Here is a 25519-nt window from a genome sequence, read left to right as displayed (position 1 = left end):
CCACCTTTTATTCAGAGGTGGTAAAACATTCTATTCATTTATGTTAAGATGTTTTATTCTAATATTGTAAGCTATAAATTATAGTTTTACAACGTTAGCAGCTTGAAGACCTTTTGGTCCTTCTTCAACATCAAATTGAACTTTTTGACCTTCTTCAAGATTTTTTCTTGGTTCATCACTTTGGATTGCAGTGAAGTGTACGAAAACATCATTTTCGCCAGGTACTTCGATAAATCCAAATCCTTTTTCTGAGTTAAACCATTTTACTGTTCCTATTTTCATTTATTATCCTCCTAAAGATAAAACACTTATAATTGATATAGCTTGATTTTGTATATCGGTGTTTATTATTACATTAGTATAACACAAAAATGTAAAATTAACAACAAATCTTAAAATTTCACATTAAATATTGATGTTACCTAATAAACATATTATACATTAATTTGACTCTATAATCAAAGTAATTTTTAAAATAATTTTGCTGCCATTAAAAACTTTTTTATTAGTATTAGTATTTAACATTTAATACTTTTTTATACATTGTTAATTTACGGTAATGCATTAAAAATATTTTTACTTGATCCTTTTAGACATTAGGCATTAAAAGGATCTCTTATGTAAGTTTATTTGAATTGAAAGAGTCATTTATATTGTCCATTATCATAGTTGTTGTATTTGAGATATTGCTTATTATATGTTTATAAGTATGGCTTAATTGAGTCAAAGAAGTTACCATTTGATTATTTCTTTTTTTCTTATAGTATTCTATTTTACGTAGTACTTCTTTATTTTCTTCTCTAAATATCCAGGTTAGGGTTGTACCCGTTTCGTATTGCTTTTGGAATTTAATTAGAGATGAATAAGACATCTTCGTAGTGTTTTTCGTAGTGTTTTTAGTAAGTGATTTGATAAGTGAATTTGAAAAATTATCTAAGGTGCCTTTAAATGCATTGTCAAGCAAACTCATGTACTTTTTAGTATCACTTCCATAAGCACCAGATAAAATTTCTTTTTTTATCTTTTTATATTCTGAAGTATATTTTGATAGTGAAGAAAGTTCAGCGTTGTCTTTACTAGAGCTTTCAATGCGGTTAAAAAAGTTACAGAGTATAGTCCCATCTTTGGATATATTTGAATCATCTTTATCTTTAAAATTTGTAGTATTATTGTGACTAGATGAAGTCTTATTCTCACTGACATTGCACTTGGCTTTACAGGAAATTGATTTGTTAATTGTAATTGAATCCACAATAACCCCTTCTTACATTTTTATCTATATATTACAAGTATCGAAATATAATTTAATTACTGAATAATTACTTTCAAATATTAAACTTATTGTGTATAATTCATTTTAGGTAGCTTTGTAGATAAGCGTTGGTGAAAAGTCTATTCTAAAAAAGGAGTAATGAAAATGTTATTTATTGAGCACCAAAATACGAACCCATATATGAATCATGCAATTGAAGAATATGTAATGCAAACATTCAATGAGGATTGTTTTATCCTTTGGAGAAACAGACCCTGTGTTTTAATAGGCAAAAATCAAAATACCCTTTCAGAAATAAACATAGACTATATAAAAAAACATAATTTATCAGTAGTAAGAAGAATGTCAGGGGGAGGAACTATATTCAATGACCTGGGAACTTTAAATTTTACCTTTATATCTGTAGGTGAAAACAATGCTTTTGCAGATTTTAGTAATTTTACGTATCCTATAATAAGAGCATTGAAAAAACTATCTGTAAACGCAGAGCTTTCTGGTAGAAATGATTTGGTTATAGATGGTAAAAAGATTTCAGGAAATGCCCAATATAAACATGGAAATAAAATTTTGCATCACGGAAGTATTTTGTTTTCTGTTAATATGAAAAATTTGAATGATGCTCTTTACGTAAACCCTATAAAATTTTCAGATAAAGCTGTTAAATCTGTAAGAAGCAGGGTTACAAATATATATGATTATATTAAAAGTGATATGACTATAATTGAATTCAAAGAATTTTTGATGAAATCAGTTATAAGTGAAGATGAAAATCCTAAAATATATACATTTTCAAAAGAGGAATGGAAAAAAATAAAAGAAATATGTTATCATAAATATGAGACTTGGGAATGGAATTATGGACATCTTAAAAAGTTTAATTATTCTAACGAGAAAAAATTTCCAGGAGGAATTGTACAGGTTAATATATATGTAAAAAAAGGTGTTATAGGTAATATAAAATTTTTTGGAGATTTTTTCAGCAGCTGCGAGATTGGTGAATTGGAAAATAAGTTTCTAGGAATTAGGTATGAAAAAGAAGAAATTCTGAAAGCACTTGAAAACGTAGACATGGAAAGATATATGCATAATATAAACAAAAAAGATATTATGGAGGTTATGTTTAAATAGTAGTATACTAATTTTGTGGAGATGTGTTAAAAAATTAGCATATTTTAAAGAAGAAACGAGGGATTGTATTTTATGTATAAGAGAAAACCTGAGTGGTTAAAAATAAAAATAAGAGGCGGACAAGTTTCTCAGGATGTAAAGGATATACTTAAAAAATATTCTTTAAATACTGTATGTGGTGAGGCAAATTGTCCTAATAGAATGGAATGTTTTAATAAAAGCAGGGCAACTTTTATGATACTTGGGAAAAATTGTACTAGAAATTGTACTTTTTGTAATGTAACTAAAGGCAAACCTGAAAAAGTTGATGAAAAAGAACCATTTAATGTGGCACAAGCAGTGGATAAACTAAAATTGAAATATGCAGTAATAACGTCTGTTACAAGAGATGATTTAGAAGATGGAGGAGCTTCTCATTTTGCTAGTGTTGTAGAGGAAATAAGAAAGCTTAACAAAAATATAACAGTAGAAGTTTTAATACCAGATTTTAAAGGAAGTGAAACTGCACTTAAAAAAGTAGTGAATTCAAAACCTAATGTAATAAATCACAATGTAGAGACCACACCTGCTTTATATAAAGAAGTAAGACCAATGGCAGTTTATAAGCGTTCATTGGAACTTTTAAAAAGAGTTAAGATTATGGATAGCTCAATTTTAACAAAATCAGGATTTATGTTGGGGCTTGGAGAAAAAGAAAAAGATATTATAGAAGTATTAAAGGATTTAAGAAAGGTGGATTGTGACATTGTTACAATAGGTCAGTACTTACCACCTTCTGCAAAGCATCATCCTGTTGTAGAGTATGTTCATCCTGATCTATTTAAAAAGTATAAAGAAATAGCTTTAGAATTGGGTTTTAAATTTGTATCATCTTCCCCACTAGTGAGAAGTTCCTATCATGCAGATGAAATGCTTGAGGGCTAATCTGCTTTCAAGCATTCTAGTTATATCATTTTGATATAAAATTAAAGTATAATCTCATTTTGATATAGATTTTGTATCATTTTGATACCAATGAACTTAGAAAAATTTTTTAGCATAAAATTTTTGAATTAAATATCAGAGCTTGTCCTACTGCTGACGCCTATTAAAAATGTTCTGCAAAAATTATTAAAAATATATAGAAGATTGGCATATATATTGCTATGTATATTAAAGGAATACAAATTTATATATTTTTTTTAAAATTCTAGGAGGTCTTTATTATGCATATTCCAGATAATTATTTAAGTCCATCAACCTGTGCTGTTATGGCAGTGGTAATGCTGCCAGTTTGGGCAAAGGCCGTAAAAAAGGTAAAAAGTGAAATAAGTCCAAAAAAAATGCCTATGCTAGGTGTTTGCGGAGCATTTTCTTTTCTTATAATGATGTTTAATGTACCTATACCGGGAGGAACAACAGCTCATGCAGTAGGGGCAACTTTGATAGCAATTTTACTTGGACCTTATGCAGCCACTATTGCAGTTACTATAGCACTACTTATACAGGCACTTTTCTTTGGGGATGGAGGAATACTTGCTTTTGGAGCTAATACTTTTAACATGGCTTTTATAATGCCTTTTGTAGGATATACTCTATACAGCATTATAAAAGGTAAACTGAAGAGCCCTAAAGGGGAATATATTGCAGCTTTTATAGGATCGTATGTAGGAATTGTGGCGGCATCTTTTATGGCATCTGTTGAATTTGGCCTACAGCCTTTATTATTTACAGATGCAGCTGGAAAAGCACTTTATTGTCCTTATCCTTTAAAAATAACTGTACCGGCAATGGTAGGAACTCATCTTTTAGTAGGAATACTTGAGGGAGCAATAACTGCAGCAGTATATGCTTATGTTAAGAAAATGTCACCGGATGTGATATATGAAAATAAAGGTGGAAGCAAAAAACCACTTTATGGACTTTTGGCAGCTCTTGTAGTTTTATGCCCTTTGGGACTTTTAGCTTCCGGAGATGCATTTGGTGAATGGGATTCAGATGGTATTAAATCTCTTATAGGATATATACCTAAAGGATTTCAAAATGGAATGCACTATAATGCTATTGCATCGGATTATTCTATAAAAGGAATGAATGACGTTGTAGGTTACATTATTTCAGCAGTGGCAGGAATAGCACTTATAATGATTGTATTTAAAGTAATATCTTCTTTAAGAAAAAACGCCGTAGATGTAGATAATAAAAATACTACTGCTAATAAATAAAATAAGTAAAAACCCCTTTTATACAAAAGTTAAAGGGGGTTTTTACTTATTTTTCAGAAACTATATTTTTTAAAGCATTTACTAATGCATCTATATCTTGCTTTTTATTAAAATATCCAATACCTATTCTAATAGCACCAATTTCATAAGTCCCCATTATCCTGTGGGCTGTTGGAGCACAATGAAATCCAACTCTTATCATTATGTCATATTCCTTATCCAGCTTAAAAGCAATATCTTCACCAGACGTATTCTCTATATTAAATGAAATAACACCTACTATTTTTTTCGCATCTTTTGGGCCATATATATGAATTCCTGGAACTTCCTCTAATCTCTTAAGGGCATACTCAATTATTTCATTTTCTTTATCTCTTATCTTGTGTATCCCTAGATCATATATGTATTTAATTCCTTCTCCTAAACCAACTATTCCAGCTACATTTAAGGTGCCTGCTTCTAATTTATTAGGATAATAATCAGGTTGATATGGATTTTTGGAATCCTCACCAGTTCCTCCAGATTTTAATGGCCTTATACAATTAGTATTGCAATTTATTAAAAGTCCTCCTGTGCCAGTAGGTCCCAAAAGACTTTTATGACCTGTGAAAGCAAGAATATCTATGTTGTCTTTTTGTACATCTATAGGGTAAGCTCCAGCTGTCTGGGCACTATCTACTAAAAATAGAATTTTATGTTTCCTGGCTATAGCTCCTATTTCCCTTATAGGTTGAATAGTTCCAAGCACGTTAGAAGCATGAGTGAATACAATTAGCTTAGTATTTTTCTTTATTAATTTTTCTATATCACAGGCTTTTGATATTCCTTCATTTGTACAGGGAAGCGTAGATATTTCTATACCTATGTCCCGTTCAAGAGTTTTTAAGGGCCTCCATACAGAATTATGCTCCAAGCTACTTGTGATAACATGATCTCCTTGACTTAAGATCCCATTTATTACTAGATTAAGTGAATCTGTTATATTATAAGTAAAGATTATGTTAGATGGGTCTTTACCGTTAAATAACTTACATATATTATCTCTGCAGTTAAATATAAGTCTATCAGCTTCAATAGCTGATTTGTAAGCTCCTCTTCCTGCAGTGGCCCCTATGTTCTTCATAAAATTTGAAATTGCATCTACAACTGCAGGTGGTTTTGGATAAGATGTAGCAGCATTGTCTAAATAAATTCCCAATACGATTATCTCCTTTCTTTAGGTTTCCTAGATTTATAAAATATAATTAATTCAACATTATCAATTTTTAATTAAAATGTTAATGTATATAAATCTGGATCTTTTTATAAACCTTATAATTATATTATAACTTTATTATAAGAAGTTAAAGGGGTATTTGGGTGTAAATCTCCAATTACTTATTGAAGGTATAAAAATGTACAGTTTAAAAAATTAAACATATATGATATAATTTACATGTAAAATTAAATAATCTAGGGGGGTCTATGTTATAGGCTGAGATAGAACTGTTAGTTCTGACCCTCATACCTGATCTGGATAATTCCAGCGTAGGGAAGAGCTTTATATAGTTTTAAAATGCAACTTTATAAGGTTGCATTTTTTTATTTATATAAAGATGAATATGAGGGAGATTTAGAATCACCTCCTTTTTTATTTAACATAGTTTTTGAAAAATATGTTAAGGGAGATGTTTAAAATGAATTACACGACACAAATGGATGTTGCTAAAAAAGGCATAATTACAAAGGAAATGGGAAGGGTAGCTGCTAAAGAAAATATGAAACCACTACAACTAATGGAATTAGTTGCACAGGGTGCAGTTGTAATACCAGCTAATAAAAATCATAAATCATTAGATCCAGAAGGTGTGGGACAATACCTTAAAACTAAGATAAATGTAAACTTGGGAATTTCAAAGGACTGCAATTGCATAGAGGACGAACTAGAAAAGGTTAAGACAGCTTTAGAAATGAAAGCAGAAGCTATAATGGATTTAAGTTGCTTTGGAAAAACTGAAGAATTTAGAACTAAACTAGTAGAAATGTCACCTGCTATGATAGGAACAGTGCCTATGTATGATGCAGTGGGATTTTATGACAAAGAATTAAAAGACATAACTGAAGAAGAACTTTTAGGTGTAATCGAAAAACATGCGCAAAATGGTGTGGATTTTATGACTATTCATGCAGGTATAAATAGAGAGACTGCAGCAATTTTTAAGAGAAATGAAAGACTTATGAATATTGTATCCAGAGGTGGAGCTTTAATATATGCATGGATGGAATTAAATGGAAAAGAAAATCCTTTTTACGAGCATTTTGATAAGGTTTTAGATATATGTGAAAAATATGATGTAACTATAAGTTTAGGAGATGCTTGCAGACCAGGTGCTATAAAGGATTCTACAGATGCTTCACAAATTAAGGAGCTTATGACTTTAGGAGAGCTTGCAAAAAGAGCTTGGAAGAGAAATGTACAAGTTATGATAGAAGGACCAGGGCATATGAGTTTAGATGAAATAAAAGCAAATATGCAGATAGAAAAGAAATTGTGTCATAATGCACCATTTTATGTGTTAGGACCTTTAGTTACAGACATAGCACCAGGTTATGATCACATTACATCAGCTATAGGAGGAGCAATAGCTGCATCTTCAGGAGCAGATTTTCTATGTTATGTAACTCCAGCAGAACATTTAAGACTTCCAAACTTAGAAGATATGAAAGAAGGAATCATAGCTACTAAAATTGCAGCTCATGCAGGAGATATTGCAAAGGGAATAAAAGGTGCAAGAGACTGGGATAATGCTATGAGTAAAGCTAGAAGAGAGCTTAATTGGAAAAAAATATTTGATTTATCTATAGATCCAGAAAAGGCAAGAAGATATAGAGAAGAATCAAAACCAGAAGGTGAACATACATGTACTATGTGTGGAAAAATGTGTGCTGTTAGAAATATGAATAAGGTTATGGAAGGAAAAAATTTAAATGTTTTAAGAGATGATGATTGATGTACGAGCTTAAAGGAATTCAAGAAGATAAGCCGAAAGAGGCTTGTGGAATTTTTGGCGTATTTTCCAATGAAGATATTTACTTAGGTAATATCATGTATTATGGCCTTTCGGCTCTTCAACATAGAGGACAGGAAAGTGCAGGAATAGCAATTTCAGATGGAGAACAGATTAACTGCTATAAAGGTATGGGATTAGTTTCTCAGGTATTTGATGTGGAGAAATTACAAGAGCTTAAAGGGAAAATTGCTATTGCACATAATGGAAATATAACTAATGCAGAGGGGCTTAAAGAAAAATTAAAAGCCAAAGGTGCTGTTTTTAAAACTACTTCAGATTCAGAAGTAATTTTAAAGCTTTTGGAAATGGAACCTCATGTAGAAATAAAAGACAAGTTTATTAATGGACTTAAATATTTAAAAGGTTCCTATTCTCTAATTCTTTCTACTAAAGATACATTAATAGCAGTAAGAGATTCTTTAGGCATAAGACCATTATGCATAGGAAAATTAAATGGCAATTATGTTATAAGTTCAGAAAGTTGTGCATTATCTTCTCTGAAAATAGAATTTATAAGAGATGTTAATCCTGGAGAAATGATTATTATAAGTAATAAATCAATGGAAAGTGTTAATGTTTTTAAGAAAAAAATTATGGATTTTGTTCATTTGAATATATATATTTTGCTAGAGGAGACAGTATTATAGATGGAATAAGTGTGTATGAATCTAGAATTAGTGCGGGAAAAAAGTTATATAAAAATCATGCTGTTGAAGGGGATATAGTTATTGGTGTACCGGATTCTGGTATACCTGCAGCTATAGGTTATTCAAAGGCTTCTGGAATTCCTTATGGGCTAGGTTTTATAAAAAATAAATATGCAGTAAGAAGTTTTATATTTCCGCATAAAAATCTAAGAGAAAGTATGGTAGACATAAAGTTAAGTCCTTTGTTTAATGAAATAAAAGGGAGAAGGGTAATAGTTATAGATGATTCTATAGTTAGAGGAACTAGTTGTAGAAAAGTTGTTAAATCTTTATTAAAAAATGGAGCAAAAGAAGTTCATTTTAGAATTGCATCACCTTCTATAAAATACTGCTGTCATCTAGGTATTGATATAGGAATAAAAAAGGAACTTATAGCAGCTTGTAAAAGTATAGAGGAAATAAGAAAAGAAATAGGTGCTACTACTTTAGAATATTTAAGTTTAGAGGAATTTTGCTAAATTTTTAATGAAGAACAAAATTTATGTAAAGGATGCTTTAATGAGAAATATCCAAAAATATAATAACAAAATTGAAATCATACTTAAAAACTCTATATCTATAGATTTTTTGCTTTGAAATCGTTATAGGTTTGTAAATTAATATAACTGTAATTTTCAAGTTATATTTCGTATGTTATTATATAGGTATAACTATTTTAGTAAAAATTATAGAAAAGGGAGAGATACACTTGAAAGAAATTCATTATAACAGTACTAGGGGATTAAATGGAAATTATACTGCATCTCAAGCTATACTAAAAGGAATATCAGAAGATGGTGGATTGTTTGTTCCAGACAGCATACCTTTTGTGAATGAAGAAGAATTACAAAAATTTAAAAATATGACTTATAAGGAATTAGCTTTATGCATAATTGGAAAGTTTTTCACTGATTTTACTGAAGATGAGTTGAAGAAGTGCATAGACCTAGCTTATGACAATAAATTTGAATCAGATGAAATAGTACCTGTAAAGAAAGTTGGGGATGTATTTTATTTAGAGTTGTTTCATGGACCAACTTTAGCTTTTAAAGACATGGCATTGTGTCTTCTACCACATCTAATGCAGGCTGCTGCAAAAAAGCAAAATTTGCATAAAAAGATAGTTATACTTACGGCAACTTCTGGAGATACTGGGAAGGCAGCACTAGAGGGTTTTGCAGATGTAGAGGATACAAGAATAGTAGTGTTTTTCCCTGAAAAAGGGGTAAGTGATATACAAAAAAGACAGATGGTTACCCAGGCAGGCAAAAATACTAAAGTTATAGGAATAAAGGGAAACTTTGATGATGCCCAGACTGAAGTTAAGAAAATTTTTAATGATGAAGAATTAAAAAAAGAATTGGATGAAAAGTCTTATATGTTTTCTTCTGCTAATTCCATAAATATAGGAAGGCTTATACCTCAAGTAGTATATTATTTTCATGGATATATGGAACTTTTAAGGAAGGGGCAAATAAAATTAGGAGAAAAGATAAATTTTGTAGTTCCTACAGGTAATTTTGGAAATATACTTGCAGCCTATTATGCAAAAAAAATGGGTTTGCCTATAAATAGACTTTTATGTGCTTCAAATGATAATAAAGTATTATATGACTTTTTAAAAAGTGGAATCTATGATGCTGAGAGAGAGTTTATAGTAACTATATCTCCTTCTATGGATATACTCATATCCAGTAATCTTGAAAGATTCATATATGATATAAGCGGAAATGATTTTTTAGTTGTACAGGGGTTAATGAAAGATTTAAATAAAAATAGAAAGTATAGTGTAAGTGAAAATATGAAAGAAAAATTAAAACTGCTTTATGGTGGATTTGCAAGTGAAGGAGAAACACTTAATTCTATAAGTGATGTTTTCAAAAGTTACCATTACTTAATGGACACACATACTTCAGTGGCTTATTCCGTGTATAGAAAGTATTTGCAGGATACAGGAGATGACACAAAAACCATTATTGTTTCTACTGCAAGTCCTTTTAAATTTACAAAATCCGTAATGAGTGCTTTAGACGATAAATATAAGAATCAAAAAGATTTTGACCTTATAGAAGTAATGAGCAAAACTGCTTCTCTCGAAGTTCCTAAACCTATAGAGAAACTAATGAAAAGTGAAGTTATTCACAGTACTGTATGTGAAAAACAACAGATGAAAGATGAGATTAGAAAATTTTTATTATAATTAAATGTAAATTCTCCCTTCTTTACAAAAAAATTTTTACATATAATAACAAAAAATATACATCAATATAAGTATAATAGTGAGTCGAATATTGAAAATTAAGAGTATAAATATTCGATATATAATGTATGAAAATGCTAGGATGTATTTATAAACAGTAGTATAATATAAAATTAGAAGGTAGTTGAAAATTAGTGTTAAATTATTTTTTGTAGAGAAACTAATAAAATAGTATGAGCAGTTTATATAAATTTATAATACTATAGTATGAGGAGTTGTTGTATATATTCATGAGGAAAAATTTTCTTGTGAATATACAGAAGTTTAGCACTTAAAAAATTTTTAGGACGGTAGTCCTTTGGATTATAAAGTCTTATGAATATTTACAGTAGAAGTAATAGATTCCGATTTTTACTGGAAATTATACGGAAAAAATTTGCATAATAAAAGCATCCTTTTTATAATGGTTTTGCTGAAAACTAAAAATAAAAGGATGCTGATAAAATGAGTAAAAGTTATTTAAAACAATTACTTACTTATATTAATAAAGTATATGATATAGGTGAAAAAATCAATAGTTTAAAAGATAAAAGAGTAAAATCTCCAGTAAAAGTTTCAACAATAGTTTTCGTAGTGTTATTTGGATTCATGCTTCAAATAAGAAGTTTCAATAGATTAGAACATTGGATTGAAAAGAATAAATTTAAAAAAGTGTTACCTAAAAATACTAAAATGCTGCACATTGACGCAGTCAGGCGGTGTTTAAGTAACTTTGATATGGATGGCTTGAAAAACATTCATATCAGCATAATAAAAACAACTATAAAAAACAAAGTATTTCGAAATGGTACTATTGATGGTTTAAAAGTAGCTGCCATAGATGGTGTAGAGTTATTTGAAAGTACTAAAAAATGTTGCAATAAATGCCTTTCTCGAGAGAATAGAGATGGAACTACCCATTATTTTCATAGATCTGTAGTGTGTGCAACAGTAGGATCAGACCCACATATTATTTTAGGTCAAGAGATGCTTGAACCTAAAAAAGATAGTTCAAGTAAAGATGAAGGTGAAATTACGGGTAGTAAACGACTAATTAAGAAGTTATATAAGAAGTATCATCATTTCGCTGACATCATAGTGGCTGATGCTCTTTACTGTAAATCTACTTGGATAAAAGAAGTTCTTTCTATAGGAATGGATGCATTGGTAAGAGTAAAAGATGAAAGGCTGCACATTGTAAAAGATGCATTAGCCCTATTTAAATGCCGGGAGGCAGATAAAGATTGGACTGTAAAGGAAAATGTAAATACCTATAGAAAGATTAAAGCGTGGGATGATGATAATTTTCAAATGTCTGATTCAAGTATAGAAGTAAGATTCATAAAATTTATAGAAGAAATTCATACTGGAGATAAAGCAGAAATTAAAGAAGAATGGATCATAACAACAGATAAATTTATATCAGTAGAAACTTTATGGAAAATAATGCATAAAAGATGGGATATTGAAAATAATGTATTTCATCAGTTGAAAACTGAATGGCATTTAGATCATTGTTTTCTTCACAGTTCTACAGGGGTAGAGACAGTTTTAATGTTTATGATACTAGCATTTAATTTAATGCAGTTATATTTTTTTAGGTGTATCAGAGGTTTTAGGAAGAAAAAAATGCTCCAAATAGATATTATTGAAGATATAAAAGATGAAAGATTTACTATAGAAGATGATTGGGATAATCCACTATTCATAAAGACGTAATTTTAAAATAAAAACTGGAAACTTTGCATTAAGATTTTTAGGGGTAGGGGAGTGTATAACAATTTTTACGATCTACCGGTTTAAGGGCTTACCAGACCTTTAAATAAGTGTAAAAAAATATAATTCCAGTAAAAATAAAATTTTCACTGGAATTTAGGTGCTAAATCTCTGGTGAATATATACTTTTATAGACACAATTATAGAAAGTATTTTTAGCTTAGATATGTATTTTTAATAGGGGAGAGTTTTATGTTGACGTCATTATCAGATGAATATAATCAACTTAAAAGTGAGTATGAAGGTTATCAAAAGATGGCTGAAGGAATTATACAAAAACAAAGCATGAAGATTATAGAGTTAGATAAAAAGCTTGATATGTTGTCTCTGATAGTTGAGATAAGTCAGTATATAAACAAAAGAATAGGTAGAGGAGAAATAGTTTCTATAATAAATGATATAATGATAGGAATTCTAGGGGTAACTTATTCAAGCGTATATCTTTTAGAAAATAGAAAACTTCAATTAAAATCTACAAATTTGCCTAATACAAAGCATCATTTTAGTATTAGCGATTACAATAAAGGAAATATAAGTAGTCTAAATGCTAGTATAGTAAATTGTGTTGATAATATATATATATATGATAATATTCAAATTCACTCTTCCATACTCATGCCTATATATTTAAAAGATAATCTTTTAGGTGTTATTGTAGTTGAGCACCATATATATAACTATTTAAATGATGAACATGTAAAGTTATTAACTGCACTTACCAATCAAATAGCCATATGTATAGAGAATAATAAACTTTATAATAAAATAAAGCAAAATTCTCAAAAGGATTTTTTAACGGGACTATTTAACAGAAATTATTTTTTCTCGGTTATAAAAGAAAAAGTAAAAAACTGCGGTAAAGGTTTTGCTATTGTAATGATTGACATTGACGATTTTAAAAGTTTTAATGATAGATTTGGGCATCAATATGGAGATAGGGTTCTGAGAAAAGTAAGTGACATAATAAAAGATAGTATAAGGGACGAAGATATGGTAGCTAGATATGGAGGAGAAGAGATTATAATATATATGTATAATGTTACAGATTCCATGTCTGTATATGAGAGAATGATAAATATAGGAGATATTATAAAAAAGAAAGCTGTAGAGTACAATGAAGCCTCGTCTTATGTAACGGTTTCAATGGGTATAGCAATATGTACAAATAAGAATAAAGACGTTGAAGGTGCAATAAGAAGGGCTGATATGAACTTGTACAGAGCAAAAAATTCTGGAAAGAATAAAGTGGTTTATTAAATAGACAGAGCTCTTGGCATCAGATGGAGTTTTGACTCCATCTGATGCTTATTAAACAGGCTTTAGTACTTAGAAAGGCGTTATCCTTTAGAGGGAAATCTTCAATGAATTTTAGTAAGGTGGTAGATATGGATACAAATTGGACAGAATCTCAAAGAGAAGCTATTTTTACCCCCAAATGTAATTTGCTAGTATCAGCAGGTGCAGGAACTGGTAAGACAGCAGTGCTAGTGGAGAGAATAATACAGGAAATAACAAGTATTGATGAAGATGTGGATATAGATAAGTTATTAGTTGTTACCTTTACAAATGCAGCAGCTTCTGAAATGAAAGAGAGAATAGCAGAGGCAATTTCTAAACTGTTAGAATCAAATTATGGATCAAAAAATCTTCAAAAACAGCTTACACTCTTAAATCAGGCTAATATAATTACTATACATGCTTTTTGCCTTAAGGTTATAAAAAGTAATTTTCATTTAATAGATTTAGATCCTAATTTTAGAATATGCGACAGTACAGAAGCAGTTCTTTTAAAACAGGATGTACTTGAGGAACTTTTAGATGAGAAATATGATATGGAAAATACAGAATTTTTAAAACTTGTAGACGGTTTTAAAAGTAAAAATGATATTAAACTTAAAGATATGGTACTTTCCCTCTATGAATTTTCAAAAAGTAATCCATGGCCTGAAAAATGGTTAAGAGAAGCGGTAGAAAATTTTAATGTTGAGGAAAACTTTGATTTTGGAAATACCTCATGGGCACAAATGATTATGCACAGCCTAAAGGTAGAAGTTAAGGGATGCAAGGATAGAATAGAAAGAGAACTTACCATAATCCAAAGCGTAGAAGGACTTGAGCACTATGAAGATACTTTTAAAAAAGATTATGAAAATATAAAGGAATTATCGCTTTTAAATTCTTGGGAAGAACTAAAAGAAAAGTTTTTACAATTAAGTTTTGAAAAGCTTTCCACTAAAAAAGTAAAAGATGACGTTAAAGAAGTGAAGGAAAGGGCTAAGAATGTAAGGGATGAAGTTAAAAAGAAGTTAAATAGTATAAAAGAAGATATATTTTCAGGTTCCGATGATATATATAAAAATATGCAGGAAGTATACCCTATGATGGAGTGCCTGGCTTCTCTTGTAATAGAGTTTGATAAAAATTACAGCTTGAAGAAAAGGGAAAGAGGGATACTGGACTTTAGTGATATAGAACATTTTTGCCTTGAAATATTAACAGATAAAGATGAAGAGGGAAATATAGTTCCTTCAGAGGCAGCTTTAGAATATAGAGGATATTTTGAGGAAATATTTATAGATGAATATCAGGATAGCAATGAAGTTCAAGAAGTTATAATGAATATGATAAGCAGAAAATCAAAAGACTCAAATTTGTTTATGGTAGGAGATGTAAAGCAAAGTATATACAGATTTAGACAATCTAAACCTGAACTTTTTTTGCAGAAATATAATAGTTATTCTGAAAAAAAGACGGCTGAAAACAGAAAGATAAAATTATCTGAAAACTTTAGAAGCAGAAAAGAAATAATAGAAGGTACTAACTATTTATTTAAACAAATAATGTGTAGAGAAGTAGGAGAATTAGATTATACGGATGAGGAATGCTTAAAAAGTTCAGCAGATTATGAAAACTCATCTGTAAACTATAGTGGAGATATAGAGCTTAATATAATAGATAAAAAAGAAGAAAGTGAAGAAATTCAAGAAAATGAAGAAGTTTTAGATAATGTTCAGGTAGAAGCACGGCTTGTAGCAGAAAAAATAAGTGAGCTCATAAATGGTAAAGAAGAAGTAGAGCCACTAAAAGTATATGACAAAAATACGAAGTCCTATAGGAATGTAATGTATAAAGACATAGTAATATTAATGCGTGCCACGCAAAATTGGGCTCCTACTTTTGTAGAAGAACTTAATAGTTTAGAAATACCTGTATTTGCAGATATATCTGCCGGATATTTTGAGAATATAGAAGTAAAGACGATAATATCAGTACTTGAAATAATAGATAACCCACTTCAGGATATTCCACTTGTAGCTGTGCTTAGGTCTCCTATAGAATCATTCTCTCCAGAGGAACTTATAGATTTAAGAATGGTAGATAGAAAAATGCATTTTTATGACATATTAAAGACAATTTCGGAAAATGACTGTGAATCAGATATATCATTAAAGCATGTGGGAAATAGATTGAAATATAAAGTAAGTGAATTCTTGAAAAGACTTAATAATTGGAGAAAAAAAGTAAAGTATATGCCAATAGATGAATTTATATGGCATCTTTATACTGAAACGGGCTATTACGGTTTTATAGGGGCTATGCCTGGGGGAATTCAGAGGCAGGCAAACCTAAGGATGTTATTTGAAAGAGCAAAACAGTACGAGAAGAGCAGTTACAAAGGACTTTTTAATTTTATAAATTTTATGAACAAACTTAAAAATAGCAGTGGCGATTTAGGAAGTGCAAAAATACTAGGAGAAGATGAAAATGTAGTCAGGATAATGAGTGTTCACAAAAGCAAAGGACTTGAATTTCCTGTAGTAGTACTTTCAGGTACAGGAAAAAAGTTTAATTTGATGGATATGAATAAAGGGGTACTTTTTCATGAAAAGTTAGGCCTTGGACCGGATTATGTAAATGTAAAAAGGCATATATGTTATCCTACTGTTATGAAACAGGTACTTAGAAAAAAGCTAAAAGTAGAAACTCTTTCAGAGGAAATGAGAATATTATATGTTGCCTTTACCAGAGCAAAAGAAAAACTTATAATAACTGGAATGGTAAATAATATTGAAAAAACAACTCAAAGATGGTGTGAATGTGCTTCTTATAAAGGAGATAAACTTCCTGAGTACTCGCTTATAAGTGCTAGAAACTTTTTGGATTGGATAGGGGCTGCACTGGCTAAACACCCATGTGGAAAGCCTATAAGAGAAATTTCTAAAGGTGAAGATAATTTAAATCTAGTTATAGGGGATAATTCTACATGGAAGGTAAATATTTATAAGAAAGATGATTTTAGAAGTGTATCTCAAGAAAAAGAAGATGTAGATATACTGGGTAAAATTGAAGAACTTAATTTAGCTGAATATGATGGACAATATATGGATAAAGTTGATAGAAGACTTAACTGGAAATATAAATATGAGGAAGCTTGTAAGATACCTGCTAAATTTTCTGTATCAGAGTTAAAGAGAAGATTTGATTTGACTGATATGGAAGATGGCGTGAATTTGATGGAATCGGTACAATTAAAAAAACCACTTTTTTTAAGAGAAAAAAAAGGTATGACAGCTGCTGAAAGGGGAACTCTTTTGCATTTAATCTTGCAGCATATTGACATAAAAAAAGTTAATTCTTACGATGAAATAAAAGAACAGGTAGATAGATTGGTTCAGAGAGAATTTATAAGGGAAGAGGAAGTTAAGTCAATACCCCTAGGTAAAATATTGAAGTTCTTTTATTCTGAAATTGGAAGCAGAATGAAAGAGGCAGAGAATATATATAGGGAAACTCCATTTTATATGGAAATAGAAAGTAATGAATTATATAAAGAGCTTCCAGATAAAATATATAAGGATGAAAAAATAATTATTCAAGGAATAATAGATTGCTATTTTGAAGAAAATGGAGAATTAGTGCTTATAGACTATAAAACAGATTATGTAGATGATATAGATAATATAAAAGATAAATACAAACCCCAAATTTATTATTACGCAAGGGCACTTGAAAAATTAACTGGTAAGCAAGTAAAAAATAAATATCTCTACTTATTTTTCAACAATAGCTTAATTGAAATGTAAATATACGCTTACCTTTTAGAGGTACAGATTATAGTCAAAATAGATGAAATAATCTGCTCTTTACTCATGCTTTAAGATATGAAACAGTAGGCATTCTACATAAAGTTTTAACTTTATTATATAGAAATTCTGACTAAAAAATAAACTTATGCGTAGAAATATTTTACAATAAACAAGTACATTTAAATATTTTGTATATAAGTCTTAGTAGAAAATTTATGAAAAAGCTTAGGACTTTTGAATTGTCTGAGGTACGAGTTTTCAAAAGTCCTTAGGTTTTTGTGAATTTTTTGCTTAGACTTATCAAAATATTTAACAGTACTTGTGGTTGTAAAAATATTCGGAGCATAAGTTTATTTTTCGTCTAGGAGCTCTATGTGATTATAATTTAAACTTTTGAACCATTTCATTTAAGTTTTGAGCCATCTCTGCTTGACTTTGTGCTGTAAGAGAAATCTGATTTATACCTATTGAGGATTCACGAGTACCTTTTTCTATAGAATCAGTGCTATTAGATGTTTTTAATATATTTTCTGTCATGCTTTGAATGGCAGTGCTTACTTGATCCGTGGTTGCGCTTAATTGTTCTGACATTGCAGCTACCCTTTCAGATATAGAACTTATAAATTCAGAGTCCTTATAATATTCATTACTCATTTCTTCAAAATTTTTAAATTCTGGAGCTATATTACTTTGTACAAAGTCCAATATATCATTGCTGTTATTTGAAAGATTTTTAAAAGCATATTGAACTTTAGAAATTGTATCTTTAATATTTGCCACTGCTTTTGAGGATTGTTCAGCCAACTTTTTAACTTCTTCTGAAACTACGACAAATCCTTTTCCCTGTTCTCCAGCTCTTGCTGCTTCAATAGCTGCATTAAGTGCTAGAAGATTAGTTTGCTCTGCAATTGCAGCGATGGTATCTGCCATGTTATTAATGTTTTCTACTACTTTTCCATCTTCAATGGCTTTAATTATATTTCCTTGTTTTTCATGATATATATTATTTATTTCTATTAAGGAGTCATTTATATGTTTTTTGAATTTAGCAGCTTTATCTTTTGAATTAATAGAAGCTTTACTGCTGTCATCAGCATTTTTTGCTAATTCATTTACACTAGAACCTACTTCCTGAACTGAGGCACTTATTTCTTCACAAGAAGCACTATTTTCTTCAAGTTCATTTAGTATATTTTTTGTATCATTTTCTATACTTTCAAATTTTGCTGTTATTTCTTGTACTGATGCTGAAAGCTCTTCACTTGAGGCACCCATTTCTTCAGAATTGTTTGTGATTTTTAATATAAGATCTTTTACATTTCTTTGAGCTTTATCAAGTTCATTAATAGCTTGTCCAAACTCATCTTTTCTTTTTAAATTGTACACATGTGATAAATCATAATTACAAAGATTTTTGCCTAGAGTTACTATTTTGGATAATGGATCATTTATGTATTTAGCTGTAAATAGACCTATCAATATGGACAATATAAAGCCTATTAAAGATAATGTGATACTTAATATATTTACATAGTTAGATACATTATTGTTATTAACGCTTGTAATCCTTGAGGTTTCGACAGTACTCTTTATAAGGCTGTCAACGCCTTTAAAAGTATTTGTTTCAAGAGTAGACATTTTTTCAACTCCTGATTCAGCATGAGTATAATCTGAGTTAACTGCAAAATTAGTTGCAATTTCAGTAACACTCATATATTGTTTAACTTGATTTTGAACAGAGGACCATTCTTTCTTTTCTGAAGATGTTAAAGACAATTTATTATATTCCTGTATATGTTGATTTATAGTATTTTTAGCTTTTTTCATATCGCTAATTGCAGAGCTTTTTTGATTAGCATTTGTTTCATAAACTAATTTTGTAAGATCTGCACTCATCTTTGTTAAATTTTGTTTTGTATCAGTAAGAAGGTAAATACTTTTAAAATTTTTATCATACATATCTTGACCTTTTGTATTGATTAATTTAATGCTGGATGTTCCTACCATGCCAACTATGAAAATAAACATGGAAATGATTATAAAAGATATAATTAGTCTGGATTTTACATTTAATTTTTGTAAAGTGTTCATTTCTTATCTTCCCTTCTAAGTTACAATAAATTATTGTGTTATATTTTGTTGAGTATATTTTCCAACATGAAACTTAAAATAAACTTAAAGTGAAGATAAATTTTATAAATATAATTTAAATATAAGTATTAACACTTTTTGATATTGTTAATACTATAGTAATATGATATTAAATTGATGTGGAGGGTCAAATTTGGAGGATAATAATAAGTTTGAGATTACTATGGAAGTAATAGAAGAATGTTTACAGGAATGTTTGGAAAATAGTAAAGAAAACAAAGAAAATCAAAAATCAAGTCCTGTTAGTACCAAATAGCAGGACTTGATTTAAATATTAATTAATAGAATATTTTTTTTCTAATTTTCTAAAGGCCATAACTAAAACTGAGGTTAAAATAAGATATAGTATAGCAGCTATTATAAAAGGAGTAATTGTAAAATCACGAGTAACTACTTCTTTTGCTGCCCTTAGAAGATCTCCCACACCTATAGTTGCAACTAAAGCAGAATCTTTTATTAAATTGATACTTTCGTTACAAACAGGAGGAATTACATTTCTAATGGCTTGGGGAATTATTATCTTTATCATAGTTTGACAGTAATTCATACCTAGAACTTTAGAAGCTTCAAATTGTCCTTTGTCTATTGATTCAATGCCTGACCTAAAAATTTCTGCCAGATATGCGGCATAATTTATAGTAAAAGCAATGCTTGCAGCTGCTAAGGGAGATAACCTTATGCCAATTACAGGAAGACCAAAATAGGTGAAAAACAATTGTAAAAGTAAAGGTGTTCCCCTAAAAGCCCAGGTGTATAAGCTGAGTATAGCCTTTATGGGTTTGATTTTAGATATTTTCCCTAGAGCTACTAGGCATCCTAAGGGTATAGAAAAAATAGCCGTTATAAAAAATAGTTGTATAGTTATTAAGCTTCCACTTAGTATAAATCCTGTAATGTCCATGATATCAGACATATAAATCACATCCTAACCAATTATTTTGCAATTATATCTTTACCAAACCATTTTTGAGATATTTTATTTGCTGTTCCATCTTTTTTCATTGAATCCAGTGCCTCATCAAGTTTATTTTTAAAACTTTCATCTGTTTTTCTTATACCAACACCGTAGTCTTCTTTGCCGAAGTTATCTTCAAGTATTTTGTATAAACCAGGTTTCTTTTGCAAATAGTATCTTCCAACTACTTCATCTACAACAACTGCATCTATACGACCTTGGTTTAAATCAAGTAATGCTTCTGTATTATTAGAATATTTTCTAATATTCTTTAGAGATTTTGCTGTAGCAGCGTCTGAATTCAATGCAGTTTCACTGCTGCTCCCCATTTGAAGTCCTACTATTTTACCTGATAAATCTTTTTTATTTTTTATGTTAGAATCGTTTTTTACTACAATTATCTGTTTGTTTTGAAGATATACTTTTGAAAATGCTATTTGCTTTTTTCTTTTATCAGTTATAGTCAAACCATTCCATATAACATCTATGTCTTTGTTATTTAAGCTAAGTATAATGCCATCCCATTCTACTGGTTTAAAAACTACCTTTACTCCCATTTTTTGTGCAGCTGCTTTGGCCATATCTATATCAAATCCTACGATTTGACCTTTTTCATCTCTAAAGCCCATTGGAGGAAAACTATCATCTAAGCCAACTACAAACTGACCTTTTGATTTTATATCATCCCAGGATTTATCGCTTGATTTCTGACCTTGTCCACATCCTGTAAGCATTATTCCAAGCAAAAATATTACCAAAGTTAAAATTCCTAATTTCTTTTTCATTTCACAGACCTCCCAATTTATATTAAATTAATTATAATAAATATTATAGTTTACCGTGCTAAATTTGTAAACTAGTAAATTAATTATAGCTATAAAATATTACGTTTAATAATGATGCTGTAATTGTATTGGAAGTAGTGTTGTCATTAATGAGAAACGTTAGTTTACAAATGGAGGCATACAGATATTTCTGTTAAGTTATTTTGATTTATTGCATGGTATTGGTACGTCATTTAATTGGAAGTAGTCTTCGCCCCATTTACAAAGAGATTTTACTATAGGAACAAATGTCTTACCGAGTTCAGTAAGTGAGTATTCTGTCTTAGGAGGAACCACAGGATAAAGAACACGATTGATAATGCCGTCGTTCTTCAGTTCTTTTAACTGGTGACTGAGCATTTTTGGTGTTGCCTGTGGAATACACTTCTGAATTTCATTGTACCTTAACGTCTTATCAATCAGTTCATATATGATAATGGCTTTATATTTTCCTCCAACAATATCCATTGCCGCTTCTACTGCGCAGTTATAACTTTCTAATTTAGCTTTATCCATCTTATATCTCCTTACTATCCAATAGTATAGTATTAAACCAAAAGTATAGTATATAACAAAAAAGTGCATTATTGCTAAGTTGATCATTTACGATATAATTATAGTTAAACCAAGAAAGGGTGTCAATTCATTGAGAATATGACTATTTGAAGATTAAAAATATAATCTATAGCAGCATGCTGTCTGTACTGACAGTATGGGCATATAGAATAAGGAGGAAAAAATGAAAGTTTTATTATTGAATGGTAGCTCAAGATCTAATGGATGTACTTATACAGCATTAGCAGAAATTACAAAGGTTTTGAGAGAAGAACAAATTGAATGCGAGATTGTCCATATTGGTAATCAGCCAATTCGTGACTGCATTGGCTGCAATAAATGCCAGGAATTACACAATTCTTGTGTATTTGATGATGATGGGATCAATGAGTTATTGAAGAAGGCAGAAGATGCAGATGGCTTCATATTCGGTACACCGGTCTATTTTGCGCATCCTAGCGGACGATTGTTGTCGGTTTTAGATCGATTATTTTATGCTGGATCATCTGTATTTAGACACAAACCAGCTGCTGCTATTTCATCAGCAAGACGTGCTGGAACTACAGCGTCTATAGATGTACTGAACAAGTACTTTACCATTGCAGAGATGCCGGTTGTGTCATCTACTTATTGGAATATGGTGCATGGCTTTACTCCTGAAGATGTGAAGAAAGATTTAGAAGGATTACAGACCATGCGTAACATTGGAAGAAACATGGCATGGCTTCTTAAGTGTATTCAACTTGGTAAGGAACAAGGTATTAACATTCCTACAACAGAAAAATCTGCTTGCACAAATTTCATCCGTTAGTGTTTTTATAAATTTCAATTTATAGTGGGGTATTGAGTATTATCTCAATACAAGAAGTATAATTAAAACTCTCTTTGTACTATAGAATAATCTTTGTTGAGCCGGGTAACACTAGCTCAACAAAATAGTTACTAAAGTAATATTAGCTCAATGGTTAATTTCCCTTCTATAAAATTTAGTAGTGTAATCAATAAAACGCTGAGTTGCTTTGGTAACATAAATCTTTTTGCTATAGGCAATGGAGACTTCCCGTTTTGGCATGGGGCAGTTAAGTTTATAAAAGCGAAGATTTTCTGCATTAGGGGAACACTTGACAAGGGTATCTGAAATAAAAACGGCTCCAAGCCCCTTTGAAGCAAATTCAAAGGAAGTCATCTGTTGATTAAATGACATCTTTACTAATGGTTCAATATGATAATAATTAAAAATTGCCTTTGATCTTCCGAAAATTTCATTTGTTGGCTCTAGCAAAAGAAAAGGAAAATTCCCCATATTATATAGGTCAATGGCTGGTTGATTCTGAGAAAGATGTTTGTTTGCTCTGATTTCTTCGGATGTCATGCCGCAAGCAAAAATTTTCCTATCTATAGAAAGATTCAGAGGTATGCCAAGTAAAACTTGGTTTGTAAATAAAGGAATGGATTGAAAGATTTTTTCTTCAAACCAATTAGTGTCTAAAATTAAATCAATGCTTCCATCTGCTAGCATACTTTTAAGTACTGGAAGAGATGCTTCTTTTGCAGCAATTTCAATTCCTGGATATTGATTAAAAAAACCAACAATAAGTTCAGGAAGTAAGTAGGTCATAGATATAATAGCACCACCAATTGTAACTTTTCCAACTTTGACTTCATTTAAGTTTTGAAAGTAATCAGTGCATTCTTGTTCCATTGATATAATTTTTTCCACTTTCTGCATATATATGCGCCCTGCATCAGTTAACTTAAGTGGTGATGTTTTTCGCTGAAATAAAGGTTGGCCAATTTCTTGTTCCAGTTTACGAATTGCAATACTTAAGGCTGGTTGCGTCATATGTAAATTTTTTGATGCCTTTGAGAAGCTTCCACACTTATAGACTTCATAAACATAATTCATGATTTGAAACAATTTCTTCACCTCTACATAAATCAAATTTATATATTAATTAAAATACATAAATTTGATTATATATCAAAAAAATGATAATATCAATTTATTAGTAAAATTTATGAGGAGATTGAAAAATTGGATGATAACAAAATTAAGATACCAAGGCATATTGCTATAATTTGTGATGGAAATGGTAGATGGGCTAAAAAGAAAGGTTTTCCTCGAACTTTTGGTCATAGAGCTGGTACAAAGCCAATTGAAAGTATTACAAAAAAATGCTTCGAACTGGGAGTTGAAGTACTTACTTTCTATGTTTTTTCTACTGAGAATTGGAGTCGTTCTGATGAAAAAGTAAATTTCTTAATGAAGATTTTTGGGGAATTTTTTATAAAATTACGTAGTAAAGCTGGAGAAAATATTAGGGTAAAGCATATTGGTACTACAAATAATCTTTCTTCTGAATTAATAAATGAAATTAGAAAGACAGAAAACTTAACAGAAAATAATTCAGGTATGATATTAAATATTGCGTTAAATTATGGAGGACGTTCGGAAATAGCAAATGCTGCAAAAAATATGATGTATGATATAGATGGTGGAAACCTTAATGCTTATAAAATAAACGAGGAGTTAATTAGCAATTATATGTTTGCTTCAGGATTGCCTGATGTTGATTTAATTATTAGAACAAGTGGAGAAATGAGGATAAGTAATTTTTTGTTATGGCAGTCTGCTAAGGCGAAGTTGTGGTTTACGAATGACCCTTGACCAGATTTTAAATATGAACATTTAGAAAATGCAATTAAATACTATAATGCAATAAATTCATAGTATTATTAAAGAAACTTTTTTAGGAGTTCGCTTATAGTACATTATCAACACTATTCTTTAACATAGCCTAATTAAAAACATAAGCAGATTTCTAAGCATCAGATGGAGTTTTGACCCTACCTGATGCTTAGAAATCTTTTTATTGTTTTTTCCTTTTGTCAAAAGTATCAATTTTTTCTTCAAGAGAATTTAAAAAATTTTTCAAGAAAGACTTTTCTGTATCGGAAGCATCCTTTAAAATATCATTAACAATGTCATCAAAATTATTATGAATTTTTTTATGGTACATATTGGCTGTTTCACCTTTTGGTGTTAAACGGAGATTCAACCTTGAAGAATTACGAGGATCAACTTCTTTAATTATCATACCCTTTTTTTGAAGTCTCATGATTATTTGGGAAACTGCTCCTTTTGTCACTCCCAGTTTTTCTGCAAGACCACTAACATGAATACCTTCATTTTCTTTTATAGCTCTGATCATATGAATTTCAGCGTAAAAAAGAGGAGTATCTGTTCCATAATAATTAGTTTGTTTATCAAGCTCAGAAAGTTTTACACCTAATCTTAAAAGCATGTAGCTAATTTCTAACTTATTATCAAAATTAAAATTCATCATATTATTAGGGTATAGCATATAAACACTTTTGTCAATATAGGGGTTAATACGAAAGAGAAATTTCAAGTAAAAAAGTTAAGTATTGCTTGACAATAGAGTATAGGTGCTATACACTATCTGTATAGAAAATATGAAACTTCAATTTGTTTAATAAATAATCGAGAAATGAAAAGATGAGGGGGGTGGGTTTTATTATATTTAATAAGAAATTTCTTATATAAGGCGTATAGCACCTATACTTATA

General features: G+C 29.9%; 22 protein-coding genes and 1 riboswitch. Of the genes, 13 read left to right on the top strand and 9 right to left on the bottom strand.

The features are described 5' to 3' along the window. Positions 1 to 78: 78 nt before the first annotated feature. Positions 79 to 282 carry a cold-shock protein gene (locus B5S50_RS05975; RefSeq protein WP_013239953.1) on the bottom strand — a complete coding sequence of 68 codons (204 nt, stop codon included), beginning with the start codon at positions 280 to 282 and terminating at the stop codon, positions 79 to 81. Between the two features lie 334 nt (positions 283 to 616). Continuing rightward, entirely contained in the window at positions 617 to 1252 is a 636-nt protein-coding gene (locus B5S50_RS05970) for a hypothetical protein (protein ID WP_217303352.1), read from the bottom strand. Between the two features lie 165 nt (positions 1253 to 1417). On the opposite strand from B5S50_RS05970, the gene B5S50_RS05965 reads away from it, so the two are divergent. The 3 genes from B5S50_RS05965 to cbiM all read left to right on the top strand — a co-directional run bounded on the left by B5S50_RS05965 (position 1418) and on the right by cbiM (position 4605). After that, positions 1418 to 2401: a lipoate--protein ligase gene (locus B5S50_RS05965; RefSeq protein ID WP_217303351.1), complete on the top strand. Its 984-nt coding sequence runs from the start codon at positions 1418 to 1420 to the stop codon at positions 2399 to 2401. Positions 2402 to 2473: 72 nt separating this feature from the next. Further along, positions 2474 to 3325 (top strand): lipoyl synthase, encoded by an 852-nt coding sequence (gene lipA / locus B5S50_RS05960; protein ID WP_065077830.1) that lies wholly within the window; start codon positions 2474 to 2476, stop codon positions 3323 to 3325. A gap of 281 nt (positions 3326 to 3606) precedes the next feature. Further along, positions 3607 to 4605, top strand: a complete 999-nt coding sequence (cbiM, locus tag B5S50_RS05955) for a cobalt transporter CbiM (protein ID WP_217303350.1) — start codon at positions 3607 to 3609, stop codon at positions 4603 to 4605. A gap of 46 nt (positions 4606 to 4651) precedes the next feature. On the opposite strand, the gene B5S50_RS05950 is transcribed toward cbiM, so the two are convergent. Further along, on the bottom strand, positions 4652 to 5803 hold the full coding sequence (locus B5S50_RS05950; RefSeq protein WP_065077832.1) for an aminotransferase class V-fold PLP-dependent enzyme: 1152 nt from the start codon (positions 5801 to 5803) through the stop codon (positions 4652 to 4654). A 246-nt stretch (positions 5804 to 6049) separates the two neighbouring features. Next, positions 6050 to 6156, top strand: a riboswitch (TPP riboswitch). A 125-nt stretch (positions 6157 to 6281) separates the two neighbouring features. Between B5S50_RS05950 and thiC the strand changes: the two genes are divergently transcribed. The 7 genes from thiC (at position 6282) to addA (ending at position 17440) form a co-directional block, all read left to right on the top strand. Then, positions 6282 to 7595 carry a phosphomethylpyrimidine synthase ThiC gene (gene thiC / locus B5S50_RS05945; protein WP_217303349.1) on the top strand — a complete coding sequence of 438 codons (1314 nt, stop codon included), beginning with the start codon at positions 6282 to 6284 and terminating at the stop codon, positions 7593 to 7595. Next, positions 7595 to 8302, top strand: coding sequence for an amidophosphoribosyltransferase (locus B5S50_RS21525; RefSeq protein WP_065077834.1), 708 nt, complete (start codon positions 7595 to 7597; stop codon positions 8300 to 8302). Before thiC ends, B5S50_RS21525 begins: the two co-directional genes overlap by 1 nt. 11 nt (positions 8303 to 8313) lie before the next feature. Further along, complete coding sequence (locus B5S50_RS21520) at positions 8314 to 8820, top strand: phosphoribosyltransferase family protein (RefSeq protein WP_065077835.1); 507 nt, start codon at positions 8314 to 8316, stop codon at positions 8818 to 8820. Between the two features lie 230 nt (positions 8821 to 9050). After that, entirely contained in the window at positions 9051 to 10541 is a 1491-nt protein-coding gene (gene thrC, locus B5S50_RS05935; RefSeq protein WP_065077836.1) for a threonine synthase, read from the top strand. 504 nt (positions 10542 to 11045) lie between these two features. Then, positions 11046 to 12299, top strand: coding sequence for a transposase (locus B5S50_RS21515; protein ID WP_254306610.1), 1254 nt, complete (start codon positions 11046 to 11048; stop codon positions 12297 to 12299). A 249-nt stretch (positions 12300 to 12548) separates the two neighbouring features. Further along, complete coding sequence (locus B5S50_RS05925) at positions 12549 to 13613, top strand: sensor domain-containing diguanylate cyclase (RefSeq protein WP_065077837.1); 1065 nt, start codon at positions 12549 to 12551, stop codon at positions 13611 to 13613. Positions 13614 to 13717: 104 nt separating this feature from the next. Then, positions 13718 to 17440, top strand: a complete 3723-nt coding sequence (addA, locus tag B5S50_RS05920) for a helicase-exonuclease AddAB subunit AddA (protein ID WP_242872105.1) — start codon at positions 13718 to 13720, stop codon at positions 17438 to 17440. A gap of 381 nt (positions 17441 to 17821) precedes the next feature. Here the strand turns inward: addA and B5S50_RS05915 are convergent, their stop codons facing one another. Next, positions 17822 to 19534, bottom strand: a complete 1713-nt coding sequence (locus tag B5S50_RS05915; protein ID WP_065077838.1) for a methyl-accepting chemotaxis protein — start codon at positions 19532 to 19534, stop codon at positions 17822 to 17824. A 193-nt stretch (positions 19535 to 19727) separates the two neighbouring features. On the opposite strand from B5S50_RS05915, the gene B5S50_RS21795 reads away from it, so the two are divergent. Continuing rightward, positions 19728 to 19850, top strand: a complete 123-nt coding sequence (locus B5S50_RS21795) for a hypothetical protein (RefSeq protein ID WP_275507572.1) — start codon at positions 19728 to 19730, stop codon at positions 19848 to 19850. Between the two features lie 18 nt (positions 19851 to 19868). Here the strand turns inward: B5S50_RS21795 and B5S50_RS05910 are convergent, their stop codons facing one another. From B5S50_RS05910 to B5S50_RS05900, 3 genes are all read right to left on the bottom strand, one after another. Next, the gene (locus B5S50_RS05910; protein ID WP_065077839.1) at positions 19869 to 20507 is read right to left on the bottom strand and encodes an amino acid ABC transporter permease; all 639 of its coding nucleotides are present in this window, start codon (positions 20505 to 20507) and stop codon (positions 19869 to 19871) included. A gap of 20 nt (positions 20508 to 20527) precedes the next feature. After that, the gene (locus B5S50_RS05905; RefSeq protein ID WP_065077840.1) at positions 20528 to 21334 is read right to left on the bottom strand and encodes an amino acid ABC transporter substrate-binding protein; all 807 of its coding nucleotides are present in this window, start codon (positions 21332 to 21334) and stop codon (positions 20528 to 20530) included. A 198-nt stretch (positions 21335 to 21532) separates the two neighbouring features. Beyond that, on the bottom strand, positions 21533 to 21889 hold the full coding sequence (locus B5S50_RS05900) for a helix-turn-helix domain-containing protein (RefSeq protein ID WP_065077841.1): 357 nt from the start codon (positions 21887 to 21889) through the stop codon (positions 21533 to 21535). A gap of 223 nt (positions 21890 to 22112) precedes the next feature. Between B5S50_RS05900 and B5S50_RS05895 the strand changes: the two genes are divergently transcribed. Further along, entirely contained in the window at positions 22113 to 22739 is a 627-nt protein-coding gene (locus B5S50_RS05895) for a flavodoxin family protein (RefSeq protein ID WP_065077842.1), read from the top strand. Between the two features lie 147 nt (positions 22740 to 22886). On the opposite strand, the gene B5S50_RS05890 is transcribed toward B5S50_RS05895, so the two are convergent. Beyond that, complete coding sequence (locus B5S50_RS05890) at positions 22887 to 23855, bottom strand: LysR family transcriptional regulator (RefSeq protein ID WP_254306719.1); 969 nt, start codon at positions 23853 to 23855, stop codon at positions 22887 to 22889. Positions 23856 to 23963: 108 nt separating this feature from the next. Between B5S50_RS05890 and uppS the strand changes: the two genes are divergently transcribed. Beyond that, complete coding sequence (gene uppS, locus B5S50_RS05885; RefSeq protein WP_242872106.1) at positions 23964 to 24596, top strand: polyprenyl diphosphate synthase; 633 nt, start codon at positions 23964 to 23966, stop codon at positions 24594 to 24596. A 202-nt stretch (positions 24597 to 24798) separates the two neighbouring features. On the opposite strand, the gene B5S50_RS05880 is transcribed toward uppS, so the two are convergent. Further along, positions 24799 to 25233, bottom strand: coding sequence for a MarR family winged helix-turn-helix transcriptional regulator (locus B5S50_RS05880; RefSeq protein ID WP_242825683.1), 435 nt, complete (start codon positions 25231 to 25233; stop codon positions 24799 to 24801). Positions 25234 to 25519: the final 286 nt, after the last annotated feature.

Source organism: Clostridium sp. 001 (assembly GCF_019056555.1).
GTDB lineage: Bacteria > Bacillota > Clostridia > Clostridiales > Clostridiaceae > Clostridium_B > Clostridium_B ragsdalei.
This window is presented reverse-complemented; position numbering and strand designations above follow the sequence as displayed.